Consider the following 22,869-nt stretch of genomic DNA (forward strand, 5'->3'; position numbering starts at 1 on the left):
TCAATGATGTTTTTCGGAATCTCGCCTCTGCGAGCACGCCATGTTCTTGCCGTCTCGCTGAGCATCATTTTGCTCGGTTTCGCTGCTCTCCTCGCGTTGCCTGCCAAGGCGCAGGAGGCATTTGAGCCGACGCGGTTCAGCGTCGAGGTGGTCGGAGAGGGGCCGGATGTGATCCTCATCCCCGGCCTCTCGACCACACGCGAAGTATGGCGACCGCATCTCGGCGCGCTGGAGGGTCACCGCATCCATCTGGTGCAAGTGCGCGGCTTCGGTGAGGATGCTGGCGTGAATGCCGAAGGCCCGATCATGAACGGCCTGATCGCCGAGTTAGCGCGCTATATCGAAGCAAACGGGATGGAGAACCCGGCTATCGTCGGCCATTCAATGGGCGGCTTTATCGCGATCTCGCTGGCAGCGGACCATCCCGGCCTGCCTGGTCGCATCATGATCGTCGACAGCTTGCCGTGGTTCGCCGCCATTATGGTGCCGCCGGGAACAGAGCCAAACATGGCGCAGGTGGAAGCGCAGGCTACAGCAATGCGGGCCATGATGCTCTCCATGCACGGGCGCGATATGCCAGAAGGTTCCAACGACGCGCTGCTTTCAAGCTACACTATCGACCAGGCCAATTTGCCGCGGTTGCGGGAGCTTACTGGCGACGCGGATCTGCGTGTGACTGGGCAACTTGCCTATGAACTCATGACGAGCGACATGCGGCAGGCCATCGCCGCCATCACCGTTCCCGCGACCGTCGTCGTCCCCCAAAATCCGGCATTTGGGACCGAGGAAGCGACAATCGCCTTCTACACCCAGCAATACGATGTGTTGCCGAATGTGGAGTTCGAAGTGATCTCGCCAGCTGCGCATTTCGTGATGGTGGACCAGCCTGCGGCATTCGAAGCAGCACTCCTCGATTTCCTCGCCGACTAGAACAAATTATGGCGGGCGGGGATTGGCGCACCCGCCTGCTCTGCGATCATACCAAGCCATTGCTGGACCTGGCCGATTTCCTGCTCGAGTGCGGGCGAAGCAGCCGAGGCCTTCTCATCGAACTCGCCACCGAGTTTGGCGTGCTTGCGGAAGATCGGGCCATCGACCACGGTCTCTACCTCCCGCGGATCGTAGGGCAGCCCCGCCAGCTCCAGCACCGCCTCCACCGTATCGGCGCGGTCGAGCGCGAAACGATCTCCGTCCAGTACGCGCAGGCGCGGCCCCTGCGAACTAGCCTGCAGCATCGCGTACATCCGCTGCGAGAGAAACCACGCGAGGCCTGCCGCCTGCAGGTCAGTCATCGAAAACTGCTCGCGCGCATCCATACCGAGGTCCATGCCCGCATATCCCATGACTTCGAGATAGAGCTGCCGCCCCCAGCGCCGCCCCATCAGCGCGCGCTTGTCGACCGAGCGCAGGAATGTGGGCAGCGGATTGGTCATCAACACGGCTTTTGCATCCGGGCGCGCTTCCAGCAGCGCGGGGATCAGCATGTTGGCGTGATTGGTCGGCTTGACGAAGACGGCCTCGGCGCGGCTCCACGGGCGCGAGAGCAGGTCGCATACAGGCTTTACAAGGTTCTTCGCCGCGTCGCCTGCACCTGCAAGCTGGGCCAGAATGCCCGGCTCCGCCATGCCGACGCTCACACCGGGAATGTTCATGGCGCGCGCGAGCAGGGTCGAGCGGCAGAAGGCGGTGTGGAAGATGAAATGCAGCGGGCCTGTTTTCACCTGCATGCTTCGGACTGAATTCAGCGGCAGCCACTGCGCATCCTCGTCGCCTTGAGGCTGAAGATCGGCGAGAAATCCGGACTGCGTGAGTGCGTCCTTCGAAATCCGCACAAACCGCATACGCTTACCCGCCAGATCGAGCGTATGGGGGAGCCAGTGCGGATCGGCCTGGATTGCGGCGATATCGGTCATGGCCGTGACTTACGGCAGGTCTCGCGCGAATTCAAAACGCGTTTCGCCCACTATCGCACTGGAATTGTTCGCAGCGTTATGCAAACGGCAATATTTCATGGTTAAGCGATCCTTTCATGGACGCTGCTCACTCATTCACAAGGTCACCCATGGTTCTGCCTACGCGCACGGTCGAGAAAGTATGGGGCCGGGACGAACTTCCCGCACCTTTCGTCTCGCCTGAAGGCAAGCGCATCGGCGAAATCTGGTTTGAGCCACCTGCAGACCTGCCCGAACTGCTGGTTAAATACCTTTTCACAAGCGAGAAGCTTTCGGTCCAGTGCCATCCCGATGCCGATCAGGCGGAGGCGGCAGGCCTCGGCCGCACGGGCAAGGAAGAATGCTGGCTGGTCGTCGCTGCAGAACCGGGCGCAACGCTGGGCATCGGTTTCAAGTGCGATCTGAGCGCCGAAGACATGCGCGCCGCCGCGCTTGACGGTTCGATCGAAGAACTGATGGTCTGGCACGAGGTTCAGCCAGGCGATTTCTTCTATATCCCGGCCAACACGGTCCACGCGATTGGCCCGGGCTGCTCGATCATCGAAGTGCAGGAAACGAGCGATATTACCTATCGCCTCTACGATTACGGGCGCGATCGGGAATTGCATCTTGAGCGCGGCATCGCGGTGGCAAGCGGATCGCCCTATCCTGCCGACTTGCGCAAATCCCTTCCCGCCTCCGGCCATGCGAATCTGGTGTCAGGCCCTGCTTTCACGCTCGATTATGTCGACGGCGTCGCGGATGACGCTCTGCTCTACGCCTATTCGGAAAAGCTGCTGGTGGTCCCCCTGTCAGGAGAGGTGCTAGTGGCAGGCGAAGTGGTGAAGCCCGGCGAATGCGCCTACGCGCCAAACCTCGCCAGCGTCACCTTCGACCCGCACGGCAAGGCACTGGTGACGGCGCCCTGCGTTAGCTAACTTAGCCAGTTGTTTCGGCCATTTCGCTAATCAAACGATCAATCTCAGGTGTAAGGACGAGACCGCTCGCCTCTAGGTCGGCAATAGCCTCAACTGTTACATAGAAATCCTCCATGCCGATGGTTTTGTCTCTCGGCGACACTTCTGCATCGGCAAGCATGACCACGTAACCATCATCCTCTCGCGATGGAAACGCCAGCGCGGTCTTGCCGGATTCGCCGACGTTCCGAAGGATTATTAGCGGCTCATTTTCCGAGCGCTGTCCCACTTGGGAATGAGCGACCTGTAAAATGGAATACTCATGCTTATTGGCTAACTCGTTGCAGCTTGCATCTCCGCGCTGGCAATTATCTTGCTGACAGCCGGATATAACAAGCGCGCTGAACAGGAGCGCGATATTTACGCTAGCCTGCTTCACATCACCCCGAATGCCAGCATCGCATCGGCCACTTTCTTGAAGCCAGCGATATTCGCGCCTTTTACATAGTCGACATATTTGCCGTCATCGCCTTCGCCGTGCTCGACACATTTTTCATGGATGTCGTCCATGATGTCCTGCAGCATTGAGCCGAGCTTTTCGGTGTCCCAGCTGATGCCGTCGGCATTCTGGCTCATTTCGAGACCCGATACTGCAACACCCCCGGCATTGGCGGCCTTGCCGGGCCCGTAAAGCACTTTGGCGTCGCGGAAGATTTCGACGCCGTCATTGGTGGTGGGCATGTTCGCGCCCTCGGCAATTGCCAGCACGCCATTATCGACCAGCTTCTGCGCCTCGTCTTCGCCGATTTCGTTTTGCGTGGCACAAGGCATGGCGAGGTCGGCTTCGATGTCCCATGGCTCACCATCCTCGGTGAATTCGACGCCTGAATATTCGTCCGCATATTCGGAAATTCGGCCGCGCCGGTTCATCTTCAGGTCCTTGATCCAGTCGAGCTTATCGGCATCGATGCCATCGGGATCGTGCACGCATCCATCGCTGTCCGACAGGGAAAGGACCTTCACGCCCTTATCGATCAGCTTTTCGGCAGCATGCAGAGCGACATTCCCCGAACCGGAAATGATCGCGGCTTTACCATCCAATTCCTTGTCGGCATGCTTGAGCATGTTTTCCAAGAAATAGACCGCACCATAGCCTGTCGCCTCGGGGCGCATTTTTGAGCCGCCATATTCGGTCGCCTTGCCCGTCAGCACGCCTTCCCAGCGCCCGGTGATGCGTTTGTACTGGCCGAACAAATAGCCGATTTCGCGGCTGCCCACGCCAATGTCTCCAGCGGGCACGTCAACCTCCGGGCCGATGTGGCGGTAAAGCTCCGTCATGAAGCTCTGGCAGAACCGCATCACTTCACTGTCGCTTTTGCCTTTGGGATCGAAGTTGGATCCGCCCTTGCCACCACCGAGCGGAAGGCCTGTGAGCGAGTTCTTGAATGTCTGTTCAAAGGCGAGGAACTTTAAGACGCTTTCGGTCACGCTGGGATGAAAGCGCAGGCCACCTTTATAAGGGCCGATGGCGTTGTTGTTCTGCACTCGCCAGCCGCGCTCCACGCGGATATTGTTGTCGTCGTCTTCCCAGCATACGCGGAAAGAGACGATGCGATCGGGCTCTGCAATGCGCCGCAGAATGCTCGCTTCGTGATATTCCGTCTTGTCCTCGATCCAGCCGAAAATGTCCTGCGAGACTTCAGCTACGGCCTGAACGAATTCTTCCTGTCCGGGATTGCGCTTGCGAACGCCTTCCATGAATTCTTCAAAGGTCGGGCATTGGCTGGACATCGCGGTTCCTCGGCAGCATTCGTACCGCAGCAATCGCGCGCGGCTTCCCCTGTTAGGCGAGCGAAGCCGCGATTGGTTCCGCTGGTTAGGCCGAGACTTCAGTCGTATTCGGTAATGATCGCGCTGAAATCGCGCGCACCGTTCCCGTCTGCGTCGAACGCTTCGTAGAGTTCCTTGGCCTTCGCACCGATGCGGGTGTTCATGCCTGCCGTCTCCGCCGCTTCCATGGCGAGCTTTAGATCCTTCAGCATCAAACCTGTCGCGAACCCGCCCTGATAATCATTGTCCGAAGGCGATGTCGGCCCGACGCCGGGGACCGGGCAATAGCTCGTCATGGACCAGCACTGGCCCGAACTGACGCTGGAAATGTCGTAAAAGGTTTGCGGATCGAGGCCGAGCTTCTGTGCCATCGCAAAGGCCTCTGCCGTGCCGATCATCTGGACGGCGAGCAGCATATTGTTGCAGATTTTCGCCGCCTGACCGTTGCCCGCATCGCCTGCATGGATCACCGCCTTGCCCATGTGCTTCAGCACTTCTTCGGCGCGCTTGAACCCCTCATCGCTGCCCCCGACCATGAAGGTCAGCGTGCCCGCATCGGCTGCCGCGATCCCGCCCGATACCGGCGCATCCACCATGGGGTATCCAGCAGCCGCAGCGGCTTCAGCCACTTCGCGTGCGGTCGATACATCAATGGTGGAGCAATCGATCAGCACCGCACCCTCGGGCGCATGGCCGATCACGTCGCCGGTATAGACTGCTTTCACGATTCCGCCATTGGGCAGCATGGAGACCACCGCATCGACACCTTTGCATGCCTCGCTCGCCGATGTGAAAGCCTCGCAGCCCTTTTCTTTCGCCGCCGCCAACGCCGCCTCGCTCAGGTCGAAAGCGCGCACCTCGTGCCCCGCCTTTGCCAGGTTAGCGGCCATGCCGCCGCCCATGTTTCCAAGACCGATAAATGCGATTTTCATGGCGATTCTCTCCTTGGGCCTGCGCTTCTCATTTCAGATGAAACTATGCAAGGGCGAGCACCCCTGTCAGCACATGGCGCACGAGGTCGACCTGCCCGCGCGCGCCGGTTTTGGCGTAAATTTTCTTCGAGTAATTGCGCGCAGTCTCGATTGTCAGGCCGTGCTCTTCTGCTGCCTCGGCAATCGACAGACCTTGCGCCATGGACCAAGCCATACGCGCCTCGCTCGGTGTCAGGTCGAAAAGATCGACCAGCTGTTCGGCGCGCGTTTCGGAGGAGGACCGGTCCCCGCGAAGGTAGACAACCGCCACCGCATCCTTGCCGCCTGCCAGAGCGGCGAGCCGCAGAGGCGATACCAGAATATCGATCCACGGATCGTGGCTGAGGTTGATCGCGCGCGGACGCGCCTTTGAGTTCGCAGCGAATTCCTTCACCAAGGCAGTGAGCTGGCGGTCCACTGCCGGATCTGAAGGAACCAGCCTGTCATAGGCGCCGCGCGCCAATAGCCCACTTTCGCGCAACAAGCGCTCGGCCTGCTGATCGCTGTCCACGATCCGGCGCTTCGCATCGAGACTGATCCACCCGAAATCGAGCCGGGCAAAGGCTTGCGCGCTCATGGCCGAGCGGGCGCGCTCCCGCTCCAGGCCTGCCAGCACGCGCAGGGCGGCGGCAAAATGCGGGGCCAGGGCAGCGAAAAGGCCGGCGATGCCCCCCTCGCCATTCTGAAGGACAAGCGTTGCTGTCAGCCCGGCTTCGCCAGCAAGCCGGATGGCGTGATGCTCTCCGCCAAGTTCGTCGGGTGAATAGGGCCTGCCGGGACGCAGATCGGCAAGAGAAGTGGGCTCGCTTACCGAACCCGCCGTAAGTCGCACAACATCACCGCCCGATTGCAAGATGATCGCCGTGCCGTGTGCATTTGCAGCCGATCGAAGCCGCGAAAGAAAGGTCTGCCACATCGGCTGTTCGAACATGCCGTCATGCAGCGGCACGAGCAGTTCAGTCTCGCCGAGATTGGGAATACGCACGCCATCGCCATACCACCTCCCATTTGGGAGGTCCACTCGGCATGCAGCGCGCTAAAGGGCTTCGCATGACTGCACCGCTCACTCACCTCCAGCGCCTCGAGGCAGAGGCCATTCACATCATCCGCGAAGTCGCTGCCGAGGCCGACAAGCCGGTGATGATGTATTCGATCGGCAAGGATTCAGCGGTGATGCTGCATCTGGCGAAGAAGGCCTTCTACCCCTCGCCGCCGCCTTTCCCGCTCCTCCACGTCGACACGACCTGGAAGTTCAAGGACATGTATGAGCTGCGCGAGCGCTCTGCCGAAGAAGCGGGCATGGATTTGATCGTGCATCAAAACCCCGAGGCGCAGGAACGCGGCATCAATCCGTTCGACCACGGCCCGCTGCACACCGATATGTGGAAGACGGAAGGGCTGAAGCAGGCGCTGACCATGCACGGTTTCGATGCGGCCTTCGGCGGCGCGCGGCGCGACGAGGAAAAGAGCCGCGCTAAGGAGCGCATCTTCTCCTTCCGCACCGCCAGCCATGGCTGGGACCCGAAAAACCAGCGCCCGGAATTATGGAACCTCTACAACGCGAAGAAGCGCAAGGGCGAGAGCATCCGCGTCTTCCCGATTTCCAACTGGACCGAATTGGACGTGTGGCAATACATCCAGCTCGAGAATATCGAGATCGTCCCGCTCTATTTCGCAGCCAAGCGCCCCACGTTCGAATGGGAAGGCGGACTGTTCATGGCCGACGATATCGAACGGCTTGAACGCGTCATGGGCCATCGCCCCGAGATTACCGAGCGCTCGGTCCGCTTCCGTACGCTGGGCTGCTTCCCGCTGACCGGCGCAGTCGAAAGCGAGGCGGCAACGCTCAGCGAAGTGATCCAGGAAACGCTGCTCACCACCACCAGCGAGCGCCAGGGCCGCGTCATCGACAAGGATGCGGGCGGTGCCGGCATGGAGAAGAAGAAGCAGGAGGGCTATTTCTGACGCGAAGCGTCATCCCGGACTTGATCCGGGATCTTGTAGAAAGAAGCTCTTAGATAAATTCATGGAGATCCCAGCTTTCGCTGGGATGACGAAAGAATGACCGACTCAGCCTACCAGACCGACGCCCTCATCGCCGAGGATATCGACGCTTATCTCGACACGCACCAGCACAAGACGATGCTGCGCTTCATCACATGCGGCAGCGTGGACGATGGCAAATCGACGCTGATCGGGCGCCTCCTTTACGACAGCAAGATGATCTTCGAGGACCAGCTCGAAGCCCTCAGCAACGACAGCAAGAAAGTCGGCACGCAGGGGCAGGACATCGACTTTGCGCTGCTGGTCGATGGCCTCGGCGCAGAGCGCGAGCAGGGCATCACCATCGATGTCGCCTATCGCTTCTTCAACACCGAAAAGCGCAAGTTCATTGTCGCCGATTGCCCGGGGCATGAGCAGTACACGCGCAACATGGTCACCGGCGCTTCGACCGCGGACCTTGCCGTGATCCTCGTCGACGCGCGCAAGGGCGTGCTCGTCCAGACGCGGCGGCACTCCTATCTCTGCCACCTGATCGGCATCCGCAACATCGTGCTGGCAGTGAACAAGATGGACTTGGTCGAGTACGCTCAGGAGACCTTCGACAACATCGTCGCCGACTATACGGCCTTTGCCGAAGAGATCGGCATCGCAAGCTTTACCGCTCTCCCCATCTCGGGCTTCAAGGGCGACAACATCACGACCGCGCCGAGCGAAAACACGCCGTGGTACGAAGGGCCGAGCCTGGTCCAACACCTCGAAAGCGTCGAAGTCCTTTCGGAAGTCGCGGCGGAAAAGCCGTTCCGCATGCCGGTGCAATGGGTCAACCGCCCCAATCTCGACTTCCGCGGATTCTCCGGCCTGATCGCCACCGGCGTGATCAAGCCGGGCGATGCGGTGCGCGCTCTGCCTTCAGGCAAGACGAGCACGGTCAAAAGCATCGTCACTTATGACGGCGAGTTGGATGAAGCCATCGCCGGCCAGTCGGTCACCATCACACTGGAAGACGAAATCGATTGCTCGCGCGGCGACGTGTTGTGCGTCGCGGACAATCCGCCAGAAACCGCCGACCAGTTCGAAGCGACGCTCGTCTGGCTGAACGACGAGGATCTGCATGTCGGGCGCAGCTACTGGCTGAAGCTGGGCACGCAGACAGTCTCCGCAACCGTGCAGCAGCCGAAATACCGGGTGGACGTCAACACGATGGACCACATGGCGGCGAAGACGCTCAGCCTCAACGATATCGGCGTGGCGGAAGTCTATGCCGACAAGAACATCGTTTTCGAGCCCTACACGACCAGCCGGTCGCTCGGCGGCTTCATCCTGATCGACAAGATTACCAATGCGACCGTTGGCGCAGGGATGCTCAATTTCAGCCTACGGCGCAGCCAGAACGTTCATTGGCAGGCGACCGATATCAGCCGCGAGCATCATGCGGGCATGAAGAACCAGACGCCGCGCGTGCTGTGGTTCACCGGGCTTTCGGGCAGCGGCAAGTCGACCATCGCCAATGAGGTGGAGAAGAAGCTCGCGCTGATGAATCGCCACACCTTCCTGCTCGATGGCGACAATGTGCGCCATGGCCTCAACAAGGATTTGGGCTTTACCGAGGCTGACCGGATCGAAAACATTCGCCGCATCGGCGAAGTCGCCAGGTTGATGACCGATGCCGGGCTGATCGTGCTCACTGCTTTCATCTCGCCCTTCCGTGCCGAACGGCAGATGGTGCGCGATATGCTGGCCGATCATGAATTCATCGAGATCTTCGTCGATACGCCGCTGGAGGTTGCCGAGGAACGTGACGTGAAGGGCCTGTACAAGAAGGCGCGCGCTGGGGAATTGAAGAACTTCACGGGCATCGACAGCCCCTATGAGCCGCCGCAAAAGCCTGAAATCACCGTTAACACGGTCGAGATGACGCCCGAAGAAGCCGCTGATTACATCATTGGCCAGATCCTTCCCTTGAAATGAGCGACAACCCGATGACTGATGCCGAACTCGCTGCCCACCTTGCCGAATGCGCCGGGCGCATCCTGCTGCAAGTCCGCGCCTCCGGCATGATCGGCGGAAAGGCGCTCGGCAAAGCTGGCGATGAGACGGCAAACCAGTTTCTCGTCCATGCCCTGCGTGCGCAGCGCCCTGACGACGGTCTGCTGTCCGAAGAGAGCAAGGACACGATGGAGCGGCTTGAGAAGGAGCGTGTTTGGATCGTCGATCCTGTCGATGGCACGCGCGAATATGGTGAGGAGCGGACCGATTGGGCGGTTCACGTTGCGCTTGCTGTTGACGGCAGGCCTGAGATCGGCGCAGTCGCCCTGCCCGGCCTTGGTGAAGTGCTGAGAACCGATCAGCCCTGCGCTTTGCCCGACGCGGCCGAAAAGCTGCGCATGGTCGTCAGCCGCACCCGCCCCGCTCCCGAAGCTGTCATAGTTGCCGAAGCGCTGGATGCGCAGCTCGTCCCCATGGGTAGCGCGGGCGCCAAGGCCATGGCGATTATCCGCGGAGAGGCCGACATCTACCTGCACACCGGCGGCCAATACGAATGGGACAGCTGCGCCCCAGCCGCAGTCGCCGCCGCCCACGGCCTCCACATCAGCCGCGTCGACGGCTCACCCCTGCTTTACAACCAGCGCGACACCTATCTGCCAGACCTCCTGATCTGCCGGAAAGAGCATGCCGAAGCTGTCTTCGACGTCCTGCAAGCGAACTGAGCCGTAACGCTTGCCGAGCGGTCGGCGCTTTTGCTGATTTTCCGAAAAAATGGTGCCCAGAAGAGGACTCGAACCTCCACGGGGTTGCCCCCACCGCCACCTGAAGACGGCGCGTCTACCAATTCCGCCATCTGGGCACACATCGTAGGGCGAAGCGTGGCTCCGCCGTGTGGTAGGAGCGCGCCTCTAAGGCAGGCTTGTGGCTGAGTCAACGCGGCTTTTGCTTGGCGTGTGCGCTTTTTGGCTGCGATCGAGGCGGCTCGGCGGAACGGGCTATGGCAATCACGCGTTATTGAAGCATTGCCCGCCGCCTGCTGCCTGTGCATAGGGCGGTGCGACACACCTAATCTGCTCGAAGGACCTGCCTCCCATGGCCAAATCATCTCCGCTCCAAGGCAAGCTTGTCACCCTGATCGGGGGCAGCGGATTTATCGGATCGCATGTGGCGCAAGACCTGCTCGAGCGCGGCGCGCGCGTGCGTATAGCTGCGCGTGAGCCGGAGAAGGCCTTCAAGCTGAAGCCGCTCGCCAACCTCGGGCAGATCCAGTTTGCCCGCTGCAATGCGGCCGACAAGGCCAGCGTCGAGGCCTGCGTGCGTGGATCGGATGCGGTGGTTTACCTGATCGGCACATTCGAGGGCAATCAGCAAAAGCTGCAGGCAGACAGCGCCGGGCACGCGGCGAAAATCGCCGCCGAACAAGGCGCGATGGGTTTCGTTTATATCTCCGCGATTGGCGCCGATCCGGAGAAGGAAACCGGCTATTATCGCACCAAAGGCGATGGCGAGCGCCAGGTGCTGGAAGCGTTTCCCAAGGCGACCGTGATCCGCCCATCCGTCGTGTTTGGCGAGGACGCCGGACTCGTCCCGATGTTTGCCGACATGGTGCAGATGATGCCGGTGATGCCGGTGTTTGGAGCCGACTCCAAATTCCAGGTCGTGTGGGTGGACGATGTCGCGGCAGCCGTGGCAGTGGCGCTCGAGAATGTCGGCAAACACGGCGGCAAGACTTACGAAGCTGCGGGCCCCGAAGAGCTTTCCATGATGCAAATTCATGAGATGATCGCCGACGGGCAGAACCGCGAGCGTGTGTTCTTCCCCATGCCCACTCCGCTGGCAAAAGGCTTTGCCGCACTGCCGCTTACGCCGATCAATTCGGATCAGCTGGCGATGCTGGAAGAAGGCAGCACGGCGACTAAAGGCGTAGCGCAGCTCGACAAGCTCGGCATCGATCCCAAGCCGCTGTCGCTATTCCTCGATCGCTGGATGGTCCGCTATCGCAAGCACGGGCGTTTTGGCAGCAAGCGCAAGGCCGGCTGAGCGCGGCCAACAGTCAGCCAAGTGAGGAAATCCTGCGCGCATCGGTAGCGCGCCGGGCTTTGCCACGCCTATAGTCGCGCCAACGAATCGCACCTTGCAGACAGCGCCAACTTTGGGAAAGCCCACGCCATGAAATTCTTCGCAGACACCGCCGAACTCGATGACATCCGCGAATTGGCGGCCACCGGCCTGCTGGACGGCGTCACCACCAATCCCTCGCTAATCGCAAAGTCGGGCCGGGATTTCATGGAAGTGACCAAGGAAATCTGCAGCATCACCGATGGCCCGGTGAGCGCCGAAGTCGTCGCTCTCGATCACGAGACGATGATGAAAGAGGCGGAAAAACTGCGCAAGATTGCCGACAATGTCTGCATTAAGGTGCCGCTGACCGTCGATGGCCTGAAGACCTGCAAGGCGCTGACCGATGATGGCACGATGGTGAATGTCACTCTGTGCTTCTCGGCCAATCAGGCATTGCTGGCGGCCAAAGCTGGCGCGACTTTCGTGTCACCTTTCGTCGGCCGGCATGATGACAATGGAACGGATGGCATGGACCTGATCCGCGACATCCGCCTCATCTACGACAATTACGACTTCCACACGGAAATTCTCGTCGCCAGCGTGCGCCATGTCGTCCACGTGCTCGAAAGCGCGCGCATTGGTGCAGATGTGATGACTGCGCCGCCGAAGGTGATCCACGCGCTGTTCAAGCATGTGCTGACGGACAAGGGTATCGAAGGCTTCCTGAAGGATTGGGAAACCACCGGGCAGTCCATTCTGTAAAGGGTGGTGGGCCCCGCCAGCGCGGGGCCGCACCCTCCCCTGATTAGCCGCCGAGCACGCCTTCGGCTTTTTCGTTCACATTCTTCGCAATCCACCGATCGCGCAGTTTGAACTTCTGGATCTTGCCGGAGCCGGTAAGCGGCCACTCCTGCACCTCTTCCCAATAGGCGGGGCATTTCTGTGGCGCGATCTGGGAGCGGCAATAGGCGCGCAATTCTTCCGGATCGAAATTGTGGCCGTCTTCCATCCGCACGCAGGCGGCGACGGCTTCACCCAGCACTTCGTCCGGCACGCCGAACACCGCGCATTCGGCGACGCCGTCATGTTCGGCAAGGACATTCTCGATTTCTGCGGGAAAGAGGTTTTCACCTCCGCGAATGATCATTTCCTTCACCCGCCCGGTGATGCGGACAAAGCCGCGATCATCCATCGTGCCGAGGTCGCCTGTGTGCAGCCAGCCATCGGCATCGATCGCTTCGGCGGTGGCTTCCGGGTTCTCGTGGTAGCCGAGCATGGTTGCGTAGCTGCGTGAGCGAATTTCGCCCACTACGCCGCAATCGACAATTTCATTCGTCGCGGGATCGAAAATACCCACTTCGCAGCCCAGCGCCGGGCGACCGATGCTGGTGGTGATGTCCTCTACCGCATCTGAGGGCCGCGCGCTGGTGATGACGGGGGAGCTTTCGGTCTGGCCATAGGCGACCAAGGCCTTGGACCCCAACACGGCCTCTGCTGCGCGAGCGAGTTCGGGCGCAACCATCGCGCCGCCCATGCCGATCAGCTTGAGCGAGGAAAGATCGCGCGGATTGGCCTTCTGGGTCGCGATCATCGCAACGCCCATTGTGGGCACGGCGAGTGTCCAGGTCACTTTCTCCGCTTCGATAATATCGAGCGCCGCATTGGGCTCGAAGAAGGGCAGCGGCACGTATTTTGCGGCAGTTTGCAGCGAGCCCAGCACGCCCATCGAGCAGCCCATGGTGTGGAACAGCGGCGTCAGGCCGATGGTCGATTGCCGATCTTCCAGATTGCCCGTTTTGGTGAAGAGCCGGGCATTATTGGTGATGTTGCGATGCGAGAGGACCACGCCTTTCGGAAAGCCTGTTGTGCCTGACGTATACTGGATCTGCGCCGCATCGTTGGTATCGACTTCGGGCAAAGTGCCGCTGGGATCGGTAAACATCGCCGCTTCGTCATGCATGTCCACGACTTCGCGGAGGGCGGGAATATCGTCGGCCACGGCTCGGCCGATTTCGGCCATCGGATTGCCGCGCACTTCCTTGATCAGGAACAGCGCAACACTGCCGGATTGGCGCAGCACATAATCGAGCTCGCGCTTCTGGTAGGCAGGGTTGACGGTAACGAGAGTGAGACCGGCAAGCGCGCACGCATATTCGACGAGCACCCATTCGGGAATGTTCGGGCCCCACACGGCGATGCGTTCACCCGGCTGGAAGCGCGCGGCAAGGCCCTTGGCCATCCGCTCCGCATCGGCGAGCAATTCGGCATAGGTCCAGCGGCGACCGGTAGTGCCATCCATCTTGCCTTCGACCAGCGCATCGGCATCGCCGTTTCGCTCCGCCTGCTCTCGCAGCAAGCCGCCTATCGTGCTGTCGAGGATTTCCTCATCGGCGTACCAGTCGCAATGAGCCTTTTCGAGGCGCTGCTCGGCCATAACATTCTCTCCATCTTCATGTCGGTCATTCGCGCCGACTTTTATCGAATCCATATAGGTATGGGCCGGTCCCGACCAAGAGGCAGTGAAGCAATGTTTTTCGGGCGTGGAAAGCCCATAAAAATGGCCCCGCCAGCGAATGGATGGCGGGGCCAGGGCTCGGATGTGCAGGCATGGACCGGGCCTGCTTTCGTAGTGGCCGTTCGTCACGTCCGGCCACGCCGGCTTTGCCGCCGGTCTATTGCTCAGGAGTTTCGTTCACCTCGTCCATCATAGCGTCCGCGGCCTGCCGGATCCGCATGGCGATGGCTGGATCGGCCTGCGCCGCGCGAGCGATCGCACTATAGCGCGCGGGATCGAGGCCTTCTTCCGCAACAATGCTCTCTGCCTGCGCGAGGCGCGCATCATCCGTCATGTCCGGATCGCGCTCTTCACGCAGACGAACGGTTGCTGCGGCGAAGCTGGCGATTTCGGCATCGGTAATGTCTTCGCCTGTCAGCTCCATTTCAGTTTCAGGATCGGATGGAGGAATGGGAATGTCCTGCATCGGCTCCGGCGTTTGCACCGGCGGTATGGGCGAAATGTCCTGCGCAGCCGCGCCTGCGCTGACGAGCAGTGCCGATGCCGCCGCGCTGATTATCCAAGATTTCATGTGCTTGTCCTTGCGTTTGTCACGCCCCCGCAAGTGAAGGCTGCGCGCGCCCACGCGGCGGCACAATCGCACACGCGCCGGAAAGCGCGCGAAAGCCGATTATCGGTGAAAACTGTTTCCTGGCCGCGATGAGCCGTTGGCGCGAAACATGAAGCGGCTCAGCGGCATGTCTCGCTTCGCCGTTTGTTGGGCTCCTCCGGTCGAAGCGCCCGCCGAATCAGCTTCGCCTCAAAGCGTCCGGGAGAACAGCGCGAGGAGATTATTCCACGCGCGCTCTGCCGGATCGCGGGCATAGGCGGGGCTATCCAGCACGGTCCAGCCGTGATCTCCGTCATAAAGCTCAACGGAGACATCGGCGCTGGCAGCTGCTGCGGCGGCTTCCAATTCTTCCTTCATGCCTTCGCTGCTCGCATTGTCATCGCGCGCGATGCCGATGTGGACGCCGCTATCAGCAGGAAGATCGCCGAGCAGGTTGACAGGCGCCATATCCTCGCCCCGGGTCAGGCCGCCGCTATGGAAGCTGGCCGCCGCCTTGATCCGATCGGGCACGGCATGGGCACAATAGATGGTCCAGCTGCCCGTCATGCAATGGCCGAGATTGCCGATGCCCTTGTTTGTATCCACCGCGTCCTGATCATCGAGCCAGCTCGCGACACTGCGCGCAGTAGCCATGATGGCCTGAGGCGTGTTCACTTCGCGCCACGGCGTCACGCGCTCCCACCCGTCATTGTTGCGCCAATCGCTGAAATCTTCGAATTGCTGCCCGGCAACCGAGCGATAATAAGGGTTTGGCACCAGCACGCTGTAACCGGACTCCGCAAGCCGTCGCCCCATTTGGATCTTCGCAGGACGCAGGCCTGCAATATCGGGCCATAGGATCGCTGCAGGGGCAGAGCGGCTAGCTGAATGGATGAATACGCCATCCATCGTTCCGCCATCGGCAGCGAAGTTGACCTGCCGCTCGACGAGGCCGATCGCTTCTGTGTCCATCGGCTCCATCGGGGCGCAGGCGGCAACGGCGCCTGCTGCGCCCAAGGCTCCGAATTGGCGGCGACTGACGGGTCGATTGATCGCGGAAAACTGATCGCGTTCGCACATGGCAGATACTCTCCTCAATTCCCGTCCGCGAGGGGACTAGCACTGTCAGCGAGCTGTGCAAACCGAGCCGTGGCAGAGCGCACCGCTTGGCCGATTTGCCCTTCGTCCAATGCAAATGTCGCTTGTCGATCATTTCCTTGATTCTTTCGTGGCAATCGGCATTTTGGTTTCATGGACAAGAGGGCGGAAGAAATTCGGAAAATGAGCCAGAAGGGTCCGATCCAGCTGGATCGTGGCTCCTATGATGGCGGAAACCTGCCACGCGCAGAAATTACGCGTCCGGCAAATATCGCGGAGCGGGACGGGCGCATCAATTGCCCGGTGTGCGACGAGGACATCTCGGCACGGGCCAAGAAATGCCGCCACTGCGGCGAAGTGCTCGATCCCGATATGCGCCGCGAGAAAATGTCCGAGCGCCGAGCGGCTACCGGCCGTGCCTATACGCGCAACAAGAACAAGGTGGCCGCTGCCATCTTTGCGATCCTGCTCGGCTGGATCGGTGTGCACAAATATTACCTTGGCCGCGTGGGCCAAGGCATTCTCTACACGCTGTTCTTCTGGACCGGCATTCCCGGCCTGCTCGGCCTGATCGAAGGCATCATCTACCTGACCATGGATGATGAGAGGTTCTGGGAAAAATACGGCTGAGCCGAATTCAAGCCCCGTTTAGGCTGCGCGTGAAGGGCGCTTTAAAGCGGCCTCGCTCTGCTCCATCAGCTTGGCAATGATTTCTGCCGCGGGTTCCTCTTCGGTGACCAGGCTGACCGACTGACCAGCCATCAGCGAACCATTTTCGATATCGCCATCCACTACGGCGCGGCGCAGAGCGCCTGCCCAATAATGTTCGATTTGCAATTGCGCCTCGGCCATCTCGATCTCGCCTGAATCAAGGATCTTGGCGACTTCCCGCTGCTTATCAGAGAAAGCGTCAGTGCCTTTGTTTTTCAACGCGCGCACGGGGATGACCGGCAGGCGCGGATCGATCTGGACACTCATTTCCGCATCGCGAGCTTTGGCGCGGAAGAAGGCTTTCTTGAAATCGGAGTGCGCGATGCTTTCGGTGGCGCAGGCAAAACGCGTGCCGAGCTGCACGCCGCTTGCGCCCATTTCCAGATAGGCGGCCATCATGTCGCCCGTGCCAATGCCGCCGGCGACGAAAACGATGAAATCTTTTGCCAGTTCAGGCAGGAATTCCTGCGCCAGCACGCTGGTGGAAACAGGGCCAATATGGCCACCTGCCTCACTGCCTTCGATCACCAGCGCATCCGCGCCTGATCGTAGCAGCTTCTTTGCAAGCGCCAGGGTGGGCGCGAATACGATGACTTTTGCGCCGTGCTGCTTGATCGCCTCCACACTGCCTTTGGGCGGGATGCCGCCTGCAAGCACGACATGGCTGACCCGATGCTTCCCGCAAATATCGATTAGCTCGAAAATGTCGGGATGCATGGTGATGAGGTTCACGCCGAAGTGCTTGTCCGTCATCTCCTTCGTCGCGGCGATTTCGGCATCGAGCAGGTCGGGCGTCATCGCCCCGCAGGCGACCACGCCGAAGCCGCCGCCATTGCTGATCGCGGACACAAGATTCCGCTCCGAAACCCAGCTCATGGCGCCGCACATGATCGCATGCTCGGTGCCGAGGAATTCGCAGCCACGCGCCATGAGCGCGCTCGTCTTTGGATATTCAGTCATGGCGAGGCGATTAAAGCGATCAGTCGCGATAGTCTATCCGCACTTTGCCCGCAGCCTCCGCCGCGAGCGCACGGGCATCGTCGGTTGTCTCACCCACCGCTAGCGCAACGCCCATGCGGCGGTAGGGCCGCGTCGTGGGTTTGCCGAAGATGCGGACATCGACATCGGGGCCAAGACCAAGCGCATCTGCCACGCCTTCGAACCCGAAGTCGCTGCTGTCACGATCAGCGAGGATAACGGCGGAGGCGGCGGGCACGGCGGGCTCATCGGCGAAGATCGGCAGGCCCATCACTGCGCGCGCGTGCAGGTCGAATTCGGACAGCCCCTGCGAGATCAGCGTGACCATCCCGGTATCGTGCGGGCGCGGGCTAAGTTCGGAAAAGATCACCTCCTCACCCTTTACGAAGAATTCGACGCCGTAGAGACCCCAGCCGCGGCCCTCGCCTTCCAGCGCTGTCACGACTTTTTCGGCCATATCCTGCGCTTTGGCGAGAGCGGCATCGCTCATCGCGGCGGGCTGCCAGCTTTCCTGGTAATCGCCGCGTTCCTGCCGGTGGCCGATGGGCTCGCAAAAAGTAAAGCCGCCCGAATGACGCACGGTGAGCAGGGTGATTTCGTAATCGAAAGCTATAAACTGCTCGACGATGACGCGCTTGCGATCGCCACGCATATTCTCGACCGCGTGGTTCCAAGCGGACTCCAGATCAGCCGCGCTGCCGACCTTGCTCTGACCTTTGCCGGAGGACGACATGACCGGCTTGATGACGAGCGGAAAACCCGTGTGATCCGCCCCCGCCTGCACTTCGGTGAGGCTTTCCGCATAGCGATAGCGCGACGTCGTCAGGCCCAATTCCTGCGCTGCCAGCTCTCGGATTGCATCGCGGTTCATCGTCAGCTGCGTGGCGCGCGCGGAGGGAACGACGGTGAAGCCATCCTCTTCCAGTTCGGCGAGCACTTCGGTGCGGATCGCCTCAATCTCTGGCACGATATAGTCGGGCTGGTGCCTCTCGACCACTTCGCGCAAGGCACTGCCGTCGAGCATCGAAAAGACTTCCCGCGCATCTGCCAGCTGCATGGCAGGCGCATTGTCATAGGCATCGCAAGCCACGACATAAGCGCCCAGCCGCTTGGCGGAAATCACGAATTCGCGACCGAGTTCGCCTGAACCAAGCAACAGGATTTTTGCGGTGTGGCTCATGCCTCAGGCCGCATCGTCTTCGGCGTCGAGACCGTAGGCCGTGTGCAGGACGCGGACCGCGAGCTCGGTCTCATCTTCGTCAATCAGCACGCTGACCTTGATTTCGGACGTCGAGATTGCCTGCACATTAATTCCGCGATCGGCCAATGCCTTGAACATAGTTGCAGCCACGCCCGCGTGGCTCTTCATGCCCATGCCGACAACGCTGATCTTGGCGACTTTGCTGTCGGTAATCAGGCGATTGAAACCCAGAGCCTCCTGGCGATCCTCCAGCATCGCCTGCGCGCGGGCCAGCTCGGCCTGCGGGACGGTGAAAGTCACATCGGTCTCACCCTTGTCGCGGCCGACGTTCTGGATGATCATGTCGACATTGATCCCCGCCTCACCCAGCGGGGTGAAGATATCGGCGACGGCGCCCGGCTTGTCCGGCACGCGGGTGAGCACCACGCGCGCTTCATTCTTGTCATGCGCGATTCCCGTTACGGATTGGCGTTCCACTTTGCCTTCCTCCAGAAGTTTTCCCATCTCCGTTTCGGAGACGATCATGGTACCGGGCAGACTGTCTGCCGAAGGCGAATTTTCATCCACGAAGGATGAGAGCACCTGCACCCGGACATTGTATTTCATCGCCATGCTGACGCTGCGGGTTTGCAGTACTTTTGCGCCGACAGAAGCCAGCTCCAGCATTTCTTCAAAGGCGATATGCTTGATCTTGCGCGCACGCGCCACGATGCGCGGATCGGTAGTATAGACCCCGTCCACATCGGTGTAGATATCGCAGCGATCAGCCTCGATTGCGGCAGCCACCGCAACAGCCGAAGTATCCGATCCGCCGCGACCCATGGTGGTGATGCGGCCATTATCGGAAACGCCCTGAAAGCCCGGGATGATGGCGATTTCGCCGCCCTGCATCGCTTCGATCATGGGTTCGGCTTCGATAGCGCCGACACGGGCATTGGCGTGGCTGGCGAAAGTCCGCACCGGCACTTGCCAGCCGAGCCAGCTGCGCGCCTTGCGCCCCATGCTTTGTAAGGTCAGCGCGAGGAGGCCACTCGTCACCTGTTCGCCGCTGGCGACAACAACATCATATTCCGCCGGATCATAGAGCGGGTTCGCCTCGCGGCAGAAATTTACCAGTCGATCGGTCTCACCCGCCATGGCGGAAACGACCACCGCAACTTCATTTCCCGCAGCGGCCTGCGCGCGCACGATATTGGCGACACGGCGGATGCGCTCGGTCCCTGCGACCGATGTCCCCCCGAATTTCATCACAATGCGCGCCACGGTAACTCTCGTCGGTATGGTTGAATGCCCCCGGGGCTGTTAAGGGCAGAGCATGACCGACGCAACTGTCACATCTGAAACCGGTTCCGATCAGGGACATCAGACCATCCGTCCGGAAGAGGCGGCGCATTTCGGCAAGCTGGCGCGAGAGTGGTGGGATCCGAAGGGATCATCCGCCATGCTGCACAAGCTCAACCCGGTGCGCCTCGGCTTCATCCGTGAAGCGATCGACATGCATTGGGCTGGCGATGTGGAAAGCGTGAAGCCGCTGGCTGGCAAGAGCGCGCTCGATGTCGGTTGCGGTGCTGGGCTGCTTTGCGAGCCGCTGGCGCGCATGGGAGCGGAGGTGACGGGTGTCGATGCCGCGCCGGAAAATACGCAAGTCGCCGCGCTGCACGCTGAAGGTGCGGGCTTGGATATTCGCTATGTGCCGGGGGAGCTGGGCTCGCTTGGTCTCGGCAAGTTTGATCTCGTTACCTGCATGGAAGTGATCGAGCATGTCGCGGACAAATCAGCCTTCCTTGGACAGCTTGCCGGGCATCTGGCGCCGGACGGGTTGCTCATCATGTCCTGCCCCAACCGGACGCTGTTGAGCAAAGCCTTCCTAGTCGAGGGCGCAGAGGCGCTGGGCGCTGTGCCGAAGGGCACACATCACTGGGAAGATTTCGTCACGCCCGAAGAGCTTGAAGATCTGCTTAGCGCGGAAGGCCTGAAGGTGACACGGACAAAAGGCATCGCTTTCTCTCCGTTGAAAGGCCTGCACATCAGTGATGATATGTCGCTGAATTATATTCTTACCGTGCGGAGACCGGTGGAGTAAGCTGGGTGAAGCACCGCGGCAGGCCCGCCAAATTGCGCCGTTCGGCGACCATGCCCGGCTGATCTGCAAATACGCCATCGACACGCGCTGCGGCCAACATGTTGAACAGCATCTCCGCACAGCCGTGGCTTGCCGGATTGTCGCCCCGCTGCAGGGAGGGCGGCAGGAAAGCGTTTTCCCGACGCAACGTCCATGCGTGCACCAACAAGCCGCGCTCCTGTGCCGCTTCGGTCAATCCGGTGCTCGCACCCTCGGCATTCAGAACAAGGGGGATCGCGACGCCTATACCATTGGCATAGCTGGCTATGTCGTCGAGGCCGGACGGGGTCACCATATCGGCATAGCTGACTGAGAGATCGTCGGCCGGGCCTCCTTCGGCGGACATGAGCTGCACCAGCCGGATTTCGGTCATGCCATCCAGCCGCCGCAGTGGCTCGACATCGAAGCTCTGAATGAACACGGGTGCGTCCATGCCTGCGTAGTCAGCCGCGTGCAACTGCTCGACCAGCATCGCGGCGAGATCGAAGCCCTCAGCCATGAAATAGGTCGGATGCTTGATCTCCGGATAGATGCCGATCGTGCGACCGCTTTCTGCTTCACGCGCGCGGACGAGGCGGATGATCTCGTCTAGTGTCGGTATTTGATACAGCCCGTCATAGGCGGTGTTCTGCGGACGAATATCAGGCAGCCGCTCGCGGGCGCGCAGAGTGCGCAGTTCGTCGAGCGTAAAGTCCTCGGTGAACCAGCCGGTCAGCTCTTCACCGTCAATCACTTTAGTGGTGCGGCGGTCGGCAAATTCAGGGCGGTCAGCGACATCCGTGGTGCCGGAGATTTCGTTCTCATGTCGCGCGACCAGCACGCCGTCCATGGTCGGCACAAGGTCTGGCTCGATATAATCTGCGCCCTGGGTGATCGCGAGATCGTATGCCGCCAGAGTATGCTCCGGTCGGTCTCCGCTCGCTCCGCGATGGGCTATAATCAGCATTCCAGCTTCCCCTTCTCGCTGCGCCCAGGCAGGCGAAAATGCTGCACCCAATGCTGCGCAGCAAAATATTGTAAACGCTAGAAAACGTATCAGCAAAGCGCGTTCTCCCATTCGCTCTCTGCAAAGCCGACCAGCACGTGCTCGTCGCCTTCGCGCTCCATGACCGGTCGCTTGATCATGCTGGGATGTTCGACCATCAGCGCGATCGCCTTTTCACGAGTCATGTCGGCCTTCTGCTCGTCGTCCAGTTTGCGAAATGTCGTGCCGCGGCGATTAAGCAGGACTGCCCAACCGCAGCGATCCGCCCAGCGGGACAGATCCTTTTCGGAGACGCCTTCCTTCTTGTAGTCATGGAATGTGTAATCGAGGCCCTGGGCATCCATCCATTTGCGCGCTTTCTTGACTGTGTCGCAATTGGGAATGCCGTAGATGTGGATGGTCATAGTCTCTCCGATATAGATGGCGTCCATGACATCTGGACGACGCCGATTGCGCTTGTTCTATCTCAGATTTGCGTCAGCGATAGCAACCGCAAGCGCGTCTGCGGCATCCGCGCCCGCAAGCTGCACTCCGGGCAAAAGCACCTTCAGCATCGCCTGCACTTGCGCTTTCTCCGCGCCACCGGTTCCCACGACAGCCTTCTTGACCAGCCGCGCCGCGTGCTCGCGTACTTCGAGACCCGCCCCGCCGCATGCTGCAATCACGGCACCGCGCGCCTGTGCCAGCTTGATCGTCGATTGCGCGTTTTTATTGGCAAAGATTTCTTCCGCCGCCGCGCGATCCGGCGCGTGGCTCGCAATGACGGCTTCGATTTCCGCGTGCAGTTGCGTGAGCCGCGCCGCGATTGGCGCTTTGGAGTCCGTTTTTACTTGCCCATTCGCAACGTGCGCAATGCGGCTGCCCTCGGCCCGTATTACGCCCCAGCCGGTGCAGCTAAGCGAGGGATCGAGGCCGAGAATTATCACGCTGGCAGGCTCAGCCCAGCCCTACGCGCCAGCCGAGCCGCCAT

General features: G+C 60.7%; 23 protein-coding genes and 1 tRNA gene. 9 read left to right on the forward strand and 15 right to left on the reverse strand.

The annotated features are described in order from the left end of the window. The first annotated feature begins 3 nt into the window (after positions 1 to 3). Complete coding sequence (locus tag I5L03_RS00605) at positions 4 to 930, forward strand: alpha/beta fold hydrolase (protein ID WP_197919777.1); 927 nt, start codon at positions 4 to 6, stop codon at positions 928 to 930. Here the strand turns inward: I5L03_RS00605 and I5L03_RS00610 are convergent. Continuing rightward, a complete protein-coding gene (locus I5L03_RS00610) occupies positions 927 to 1,913 on the reverse strand; it encodes a hypothetical protein (RefSeq protein WP_197919778.1) in 987 nt (328 codons plus the stop codon). The genes I5L03_RS00605 and I5L03_RS00610 overlap by 4 nt on opposite strands. Positions 1,914 to 2,062: 149 nt before the next feature. Between I5L03_RS00610 and I5L03_RS00615 the strand changes: the two genes are divergently transcribed. Next, complete coding sequence (locus I5L03_RS00615; protein ID WP_197919780.1) at positions 2,063 to 2,869, forward strand: class I mannose-6-phosphate isomerase; 807 nt, start codon at positions 2,063 to 2,065, stop codon at positions 2,867 to 2,869. Position 2,870: 1 nt separating this feature from the next. Here the strand turns inward: I5L03_RS00615 and I5L03_RS00620 are convergent, their stop codons facing one another. The 4 genes from I5L03_RS00620 to I5L03_RS00635 form a co-directional block, all read right to left on the reverse strand. Beyond that, a complete protein-coding gene (locus I5L03_RS00620; protein WP_197919781.1) occupies positions 2,871 to 3,287 on the reverse strand; it encodes a hypothetical protein in 417 nt (138 codons plus the stop codon). Continuing rightward, complete coding sequence (gene gdhA, locus I5L03_RS00625; protein ID WP_234034975.1) at positions 3,284 to 4,639, reverse strand: NADP-specific glutamate dehydrogenase; 1,356 nt, start codon at positions 4,637 to 4,639, stop codon at positions 3,284 to 3,286. The genes I5L03_RS00620 and gdhA overlap by 4 nt, the downstream gene beginning before the upstream one ends. 98 nt (positions 4,640 to 4,737) lie before the next feature. Further along, on the reverse strand, positions 4,738 to 5,616 hold the full coding sequence (gene mmsB, locus I5L03_RS00630) for a 3-hydroxyisobutyrate dehydrogenase (RefSeq protein WP_325100097.1): 879 nt from the start codon (positions 5,614 to 5,616) through the stop codon (positions 4,738 to 4,740). Between the two features lie 37 nt (positions 5,617 to 5,653). Beyond that, positions 5,654 to 6,670, reverse strand: a complete 1,017-nt coding sequence (locus tag I5L03_RS00635) for a helix-turn-helix transcriptional regulator (protein WP_325100005.1) — start codon at positions 6,668 to 6,670, stop codon at positions 5,654 to 5,656. Positions 6,671 to 6,699: 29 nt separating this feature from the next. On the opposite strand from I5L03_RS00635, the gene cysD reads away from it, so the two are divergent. The 3 genes from cysD (at position 6,700) to I5L03_RS00650 (ending at position 10,361) form a co-directional block, all read left to right on the forward strand. Beyond that, entirely contained in the window at positions 6,700 to 7,614 is a 915-nt protein-coding gene (gene cysD / locus I5L03_RS00640) for a sulfate adenylyltransferase subunit CysD (RefSeq protein ID WP_197919783.1), read from the forward strand. 96 nt (positions 7,615 to 7,710) lie between these two features. After that, positions 7,711 to 9,621, forward strand: coding sequence for a sulfate adenylyltransferase subunit CysN (gene cysN, locus I5L03_RS00645; RefSeq protein WP_197919784.1), 1,911 nt, complete (start codon positions 7,711 to 7,713; stop codon positions 9,619 to 9,621). 11 nt (positions 9,622 to 9,632) lie between these two features. Next, positions 9,633 to 10,361, forward strand: a complete 729-nt coding sequence (locus tag I5L03_RS00650; RefSeq protein ID WP_197919785.1) for a 3'(2'),5'-bisphosphate nucleotidase CysQ — start codon at positions 9,633 to 9,635, stop codon at positions 10,359 to 10,361. A gap of 50 nt (positions 10,362 to 10,411) precedes the next feature. Here I5L03_RS00650 and I5L03_RS00655 read toward each other — a convergent pair. Continuing rightward, positions 10,412 to 10,498, reverse strand: a tRNA-Leu gene (locus I5L03_RS00655). A 233-nt stretch (positions 10,499 to 10,731) separates the two neighbouring features. On the opposite strand from I5L03_RS00655, the gene I5L03_RS00660 reads away from it, so the two are divergent. Further along, a complete protein-coding gene (locus tag I5L03_RS00660) occupies positions 10,732 to 11,679 on the forward strand; it encodes a complex I NDUFA9 subunit family protein (RefSeq protein ID WP_197919786.1) in 948 nt (315 codons plus the stop codon). Positions 11,680 to 11,808: 129 nt separating this feature from the next. Continuing rightward, a complete protein-coding gene (fsa, locus tag I5L03_RS00665; RefSeq protein ID WP_197919787.1) occupies positions 11,809 to 12,462 on the forward strand; it encodes a fructose-6-phosphate aldolase in 654 nt (217 codons plus the stop codon). 43 nt (positions 12,463 to 12,505) lie between these two features. Here fsa and I5L03_RS00670 read toward each other — a convergent pair whose 3' ends face one another. The 3 genes from I5L03_RS00670 to I5L03_RS00680 form a co-directional block, all read right to left on the reverse strand. Further along, on the reverse strand, positions 12,506 to 14,188 hold the full coding sequence (locus tag I5L03_RS00670) for an AMP-binding protein (RefSeq protein ID WP_197919788.1): 1,683 nt from the start codon (positions 14,186 to 14,188) through the stop codon (positions 12,506 to 12,508). Between the two features lie 184 nt (positions 14,189 to 14,372). After that, a complete protein-coding gene (locus I5L03_RS00675; protein WP_197919789.1) occupies positions 14,373 to 14,786 on the reverse strand; it encodes a DUF4168 domain-containing protein in 414 nt (137 codons plus the stop codon). Between the two features lie 228 nt (positions 14,787 to 15,014). Continuing rightward, positions 15,015 to 15,884, reverse strand: a complete 870-nt coding sequence (locus I5L03_RS00680; protein WP_197919790.1) for a dienelactone hydrolase family protein — start codon at positions 15,882 to 15,884, stop codon at positions 15,015 to 15,017. A gap of 201 nt (positions 15,885 to 16,085) precedes the next feature. Here I5L03_RS00680 and I5L03_RS13355 point away from each other — a divergent pair, with 201 nt between their 5' ends. Further along, positions 16,086 to 16,532: an NINE protein gene (locus I5L03_RS13355; RefSeq protein WP_234034976.1), complete on the forward strand. Its 447-nt coding sequence runs from the start codon at positions 16,086 to 16,088 to the stop codon at positions 16,530 to 16,532. A gap of 18 nt (positions 16,533 to 16,550) precedes the next feature. Here I5L03_RS13355 and I5L03_RS00690 read toward each other — a convergent pair whose 3' ends face one another. From I5L03_RS00690 to I5L03_RS00700, 3 genes are read right to left on the reverse strand one after another with little or no spacing between them, the layout of a single operon-like run. After that, positions 16,551 to 17,573 (reverse strand): NAD(P)H-dependent flavin oxidoreductase, encoded by a 1,023-nt coding sequence (locus I5L03_RS00690; protein ID WP_197919791.1) that lies wholly within the window; start codon positions 17,571 to 17,573, stop codon positions 16,551 to 16,553. Positions 17,574 to 17,592: 19 nt separating this feature from the next. After that, on the reverse strand, positions 17,593 to 18,771 hold the full coding sequence (purT, locus tag I5L03_RS00695; protein WP_197919792.1) for a formate-dependent phosphoribosylglycinamide formyltransferase: 1,179 nt from the start codon (positions 18,769 to 18,771) through the stop codon (positions 17,593 to 17,595). A gap of 3 nt (positions 18,772 to 18,774) precedes the next feature. After that, positions 18,775 to 20,055, reverse strand: coding sequence for an aspartate kinase (locus I5L03_RS00700; protein ID WP_407647586.1), 1,281 nt, complete (start codon positions 20,053 to 20,055; stop codon positions 18,775 to 18,777). 52 nt (positions 20,056 to 20,107) lie between these two features. Here I5L03_RS00700 and ubiG point away from each other — a divergent pair, with 52 nt between their 5' ends. Continuing rightward, positions 20,108 to 20,875 (forward strand): bifunctional 2-polyprenyl-6-hydroxyphenol methylase/3-demethylubiquinol 3-O-methyltransferase UbiG, encoded by a 768-nt coding sequence (ubiG, locus tag I5L03_RS00705; RefSeq protein WP_197919793.1) that lies wholly within the window; start codon positions 20,108 to 20,110, stop codon positions 20,873 to 20,875. Here ubiG and I5L03_RS00710 read toward each other — a convergent pair. From I5L03_RS00710 to ruvC, 3 genes are all read right to left on the reverse strand, one after another. Further along, positions 20,850 to 21,860, reverse strand: a complete 1,011-nt coding sequence (locus I5L03_RS00710) for a glycerophosphodiester phosphodiesterase (RefSeq protein ID WP_197919794.1) — start codon at positions 21,858 to 21,860, stop codon at positions 20,850 to 20,852. The genes ubiG and I5L03_RS00710 overlap by 26 nt on opposite strands. 89 nt (positions 21,861 to 21,949) lie before the next feature. Then, positions 21,950 to 22,303, reverse strand: coding sequence for an ArsC family reductase (locus tag I5L03_RS00715; protein WP_197920666.1), 354 nt, complete (start codon positions 22,301 to 22,303; stop codon positions 21,950 to 21,952). A gap of 57 nt (positions 22,304 to 22,360) precedes the next feature. Next, a complete protein-coding gene (gene ruvC / locus I5L03_RS00720) occupies positions 22,361 to 22,825 on the reverse strand; it encodes a crossover junction endodeoxyribonuclease RuvC (protein ID WP_197919795.1) in 465 nt (154 codons plus the stop codon). Between the last annotated feature and the right edge of the window lie 44 nt (positions 22,826 to 22,869).

This window comes from Aurantiacibacter sediminis (genome assembly GCF_016019885.1).
GTDB classification, from domain to species: Bacteria; Pseudomonadota; Alphaproteobacteria; order Sphingomonadales; family Sphingomonadaceae; genus Alteraurantiacibacter; species Alteraurantiacibacter sediminis.

Coding starts and splice junctions, on each gene's coding strand:
- I5L03_RS00605 (WP_197919777.1), top strand. CDS start 4: ATGATGTTTTTCGGAATCTCGCCTCTGCGAGCACGCCATGTTCTTGCC.
- I5L03_RS00610 (WP_197919778.1), bottom strand. CDS start 1,913: ATGACCGATATCGCCGCAATCCAGGCCGATCCGCACTGGCTCCCCCAT.
- I5L03_RS00615 (WP_197919780.1), top strand. CDS start 2,063: ATGGTTCTGCCTACGCGCACGGTCGAGAAAGTATGGGGCCGGGACGAA.
- gdhA (WP_234034975.1), bottom strand. CDS start 4,639: ATGTCCAGCCAATGCCCGACCTTTGAAGAATTCATGGAAGGCGTTCGC.
- cysD (WP_197919783.1), top strand. CDS start 6,700: ATGACTGCACCGCTCACTCACCTCCAGCGCCTCGAGGCAGAGGCCATT.
- cysN (WP_197919784.1), top strand. CDS start 7,711: ATGACCGACTCAGCCTACCAGACCGACGCCCTCATCGCCGAGGATATC.
- I5L03_RS00650 (WP_197919785.1), top strand. CDS start 9,633: ATGACTGATGCCGAACTCGCTGCCCACCTTGCCGAATGCGCCGGGCGC.
- I5L03_RS00660 (WP_197919786.1), top strand. CDS start 10,732: ATGGCCAAATCATCTCCGCTCCAAGGCAAGCTTGTCACCCTGATCGGG.
- fsa (WP_197919787.1), top strand. CDS start 11,809: ATGAAATTCTTCGCAGACACCGCCGAACTCGATGACATCCGCGAATTG.
- I5L03_RS00670 (WP_197919788.1), bottom strand. CDS start 14,188: ATGGATTCGATAAAAGTCGGCGCGAATGACCGACATGAAGATGGAGAG.
- I5L03_RS00675 (WP_197919789.1), bottom strand. CDS start 14,786: ATGAAATCTTGGATAATCAGCGCGGCGGCATCGGCACTGCTCGTCAGC.
- I5L03_RS00680 (WP_197919790.1), bottom strand. CDS start 15,884: ATGTGCGAACGCGATCAGTTTTCCGCGATCAATCGACCCGTCAGTCGC.
- I5L03_RS13355 (WP_234034976.1), top strand. CDS start 16,086: ATGAGCCAGAAGGGTCCGATCCAGCTGGATCGTGGCTCCTATGATGGC.
- I5L03_RS00690 (WP_197919791.1), bottom strand. CDS start 17,573: ATGACTGAATATCCAAAGACGAGCGCGCTCATGGCGCGTGGCTGCGAA.
- purT (WP_197919792.1), bottom strand. CDS start 18,771: ATGAGCCACACCGCAAAAATCCTGTTGCTTGGTTCAGGCGAACTCGGT.
- ubiG (WP_197919793.1), top strand. CDS start 20,108: ATGACCGACGCAACTGTCACATCTGAAACCGGTTCCGATCAGGGACAT.
- I5L03_RS00710 (WP_197919794.1), bottom strand. CDS start 21,860: ATGCTGATTATAGCCCATCGCGGAGCGAGCGGAGACCGACCGGAGCAT.
- I5L03_RS00715 (WP_197920666.1), bottom strand. CDS start 22,303: ATGACCATCCACATCTACGGCATTCCCAATTGCGACACAGTCAAGAAA.